Below are 2902 nucleotides of genomic sequence, written 5' to 3' on the forward strand. Positions count from 1 at the left end.
CTGTTAAACGGCTCGTCGCCGGAGGCCAACTGTTAAACGGCTCGTCGCCGGAGGCCAATGCCTTAAACCGACTGTACATAGTCATCGAATTCATCGACCACGCTACCCTGCTCCTCAGGACGACACTGCATAGGAATATGCCACTCATTTGCCCCATCTAGCGAGACAAACAAAGAGAGCCCATCGTCGTACGGAGGAATGCGTGACCAAGAAACGTCCACGATTCGCCCTCCGGGTGCGAGTCGCTGTCATGGTCCGAAAAAGGACGCACGACACGATACTTCTCCCCCACTTTCAGAAAGCGATAGCCACCACCCGTATTCGGCGCTTTGATACCACTCCAGTGACCGATTGGATTAGGACCGAACATGACTGCCGTTTAACGTTCGCGCTCAGCGGGCGGCGAAGCTGTCCGCTGGAGCAAAAGGTTATATGTCATGGGGCAGCTGTAACTCGGCAAGAACTTCACCTGTGCTCTGCCTGATGTACTTGGCATGCAGAGGATTCTCTGTGTAGGTAATTTGAACGGCTTCGCCCGACGGCAGTGCATTGAGCCGCTCAACCAAAAGCCTCGTTGCTGCTACGACAATTGGATGCGGGTTCGTTACGCCAGATTCAATCATGGACAGGCGGACCGACATGATGTTCAGCAGTTCGGACGACGTCGTGCTCATGGACAGGTCGCTGACATATAACGTGATGTATGCCGCAAAACCTGCGGTATAACCTGGCGCTTGCAATCTAATCTGGACATTAGAACCTCCTGTAAGCCGCTTGTATGCTGAGATTCAAAGAAATACACTGTAATTTCATACAAGTATAAAAATTCTGTAAAACCCCGCAATCCTCCACTGCAGTCTGCCCGCTTGCTGGACCAGGTCCGGGAGCGGTTTTGGTATTTGCACTATAGCCTTGGCACCGAGAAAACTTACCTGTACTGGGTCCGTTTTTGTCCGATGGCATGGCCGCAACGGCCACATGACGCATCCGCGCGACATGGGGGCACGCGCATCCTTGCTGCTCCTCCGCCTAGCGCCGACGAGCGGGCATCAAGACCTCAAGGTCTTGAATGGCGGCGGTGGCTTTCGACCTGGCCCAAACTACTGGAATGAGGCTGAACAGCGGAAGCAGAAAGACGAGATAGAAGAAGAGCTGGATGCCCGCAGCAATTTTCATGGTTCCAAGTAGCCGGGTTCGCTGTACGAATTCGGTGTTTTCCAGATCGCCTTCCCATAGCGATAGCTGGCGACAAACGATTATGAACCCGACGATCGCCAGGGCGGACGCCGTGAGGCTCAAAAACCAAAACGTCTTTTCCGGCATTTGCCTGTTGCCCAGGATGTTCAGGTGAAGCAGTAAATCGGCTTGTCTGAGCGCGATCTCGATCAGAAACGGGAGCTGAAGCACTATTGCCGCAGTGAGGAGTTTGCGTGCCAACTGCAAGGTACTTTTGTGCCTGTGAATTTCGCGAAGTGCTGTCATGCTTGTTTGATGATGAGAGATGCGCCGCTGATGAGGCTTACCGTTCGGGCTTCCCGGCGCACAGCAAGCGCCGCGTAGCAGCATCCTGCTGCTGCGTGTCCGAGCCAGGCGAAATGTCAGACATGTCTGGTTACCTGGTCTGCTTTAGATGAATACACTCCGGCTGGCCTCGGACTTTGGCCCAGTACTCAAGCCTTGCATCGTCATCAATGTCGATAATGCCGCCGTACATCGTGTCGCCACCTTTCCTCTTGGGGCCAGAGATCCAGTAACGCGCTCCCGTCTCTTCCTCGATGCAGTTGTATTTGTAGCCGGACTTCGTTTTCAGAAAACGCTTCCCGGCGTACGTGTACGAGCGCGTCGAGCGCGACATCTCCACCCAGCCAATGCGGCCGGAACCGCTCAAACCACCCGATTTGTTCTCGATGTACATGATGCGCTTCATGCTCCGGCTCTCTACTACTCATAATGTCTAACGTTTGACTTAAGCGGACCGCCGCAGGCACGTTCGCTTGAAGGAAGGATTAGGCGCCACTCAGGTCGGCCAGGCCAAGTTGAATTGGAACTTGGTAGTCCGCGGCAATGAGGCTGGCTCGAAAGGACTTTCGAGGATGGATCGTGAGCTTGTGATCAACGATGGCAATGCGATCGACCAAGCTTGGAGCATCATCGTAGAACTTCACCTCTGCAACTCTAACCATCTTCGAGCGCTGCGTTCTCAGATTTGTGACTTCAACGAATACCTCGGTGGGTTGTGGATGCACGGGGACCGTTTGCTCAACGCGTACACGGTATTGCTTCGTCGCTTTGACCTTAAGACACACTCTGAGCACCTCGCCTTCTGACTCGACTGAGTGTCGAAGCACTTCAAGCGCTGGCGTCTCGGTTGGCGCAAGCATGCGCAGTGCTGAAAACGTTGCCTCGGTAACTACAGCCAGTTTTCTTTCGTCCGGCAGGGAATTGAACGCTGGATCCATTCCGCAGAGCACGAATCGATGCCAATGCTCCGTGGCGTATTCGGTCATCCTGACTGCCCCATCGGGCAGAGATGGTGTAAAGCACAGGTAGAGATGATCAGCGTGGCCGATAGACATTCCAAGTTCTTCGCACTTCATTCCGACGCGCTGGCCAAGAGCTACACATGCGCGTGGGAAACCATAGAGCTTCGATGCGTAGTGCGGCATGGGAAGATCGAGCTGAGGGGGATCGATGCTCTCGAGGTACCGAATGTCGCGCAGAGGCTTGGGTGTTCTGGGTGGTGAGCGCATATTGACACCTAACGTTGGAGAGGACCAGCGACCAGAGAACAGGAGCGCCGTAAGCGCGGACGCCCTTGGGCGTCCGTATCGCCCAGCATGTTAGAGCATGCGCCTAGAAGCACGTGCCCGCCCATGAACATCCGATGAAGATGGCTGTGAGC

The 2902-nt window shown here is 54.7% G+C and carries 4 protein-coding genes; all 4 read right to left on the reverse strand.

The window, feature by feature from the left end; translation table 11 throughout:
• Positions 1-428: 428 nt before the first annotated feature.
• The 4 genes from AC1DWI_RS18610 to AC1DWI_RS18625 all read right to left on the reverse strand — a co-directional run bounded on the left by AC1DWI_RS18610 (position 429) and on the right by AC1DWI_RS18625 (position 2666).
• Positions 429-674: a hypothetical protein gene (locus tag AC1DWI_RS18610; protein WP_477671197.1), complete on the reverse strand. Its 246-nt coding sequence runs from the start codon at positions 672-674 to the stop codon at positions 429-431.
• A gap of 355 nt (positions 675-1029) precedes the next feature.
• Positions 1030-1482, reverse strand: coding sequence for a hypothetical protein (locus AC1DWI_RS18615; protein ID WP_457279020.1), 453 nt, complete (start codon positions 1480-1482; stop codon positions 1030-1032).
• A 130-nt stretch (positions 1483-1612) separates the two neighbouring features.
• Positions 1613-1927, reverse strand: coding sequence for a 1-deoxy-D-xylulose-5-phosphate synthase (locus AC1DWI_RS18620; protein ID WP_457279021.1), 315 nt, complete (start codon positions 1925-1927; stop codon positions 1613-1615).
• 79 nt (positions 1928-2006) lie between these two features.
• The gene (locus tag AC1DWI_RS18625) at positions 2007-2666 is read right to left on the reverse strand and encodes a hypothetical protein (protein WP_477671198.1); all 660 of its coding nucleotides are present in this window, start codon (positions 2664-2666) and stop codon (positions 2007-2009) included.
• Between the last annotated feature and the right edge of the window lie 236 nt (positions 2667-2902).

The sequence above is a fragment of the Polaromonas sp. P3_C2 genome (assembly GCF_056402675.1).

Coding starts and splice junctions, on each gene's coding strand:
- AC1DWI_RS18615 (WP_457279020.1), bottom strand. CDS start 1,482: ATGACAGCACTTCGCGAAATTCACAGGCACAAAAGTACCTTGCAGTTG.
- AC1DWI_RS18625 (WP_477671198.1), bottom strand. CDS start 2,666: ATGCCGCACTACGCATCGAAGCTCTATGGTTTCCCACGCGCATGTGTA.
- AC1DWI_RS18620 (WP_457279021.1), bottom strand. CDS start 1,927: ATGAAGCGCATCATGTACATCGAGAACAAATCGGGTGGTTTGAGCGGT.
- AC1DWI_RS18610 (WP_477671197.1), bottom strand. CDS start 674: ATGAGCACGACGTCGTCCGAACTGCTGAACATCATGTCGGTCCGCCTG.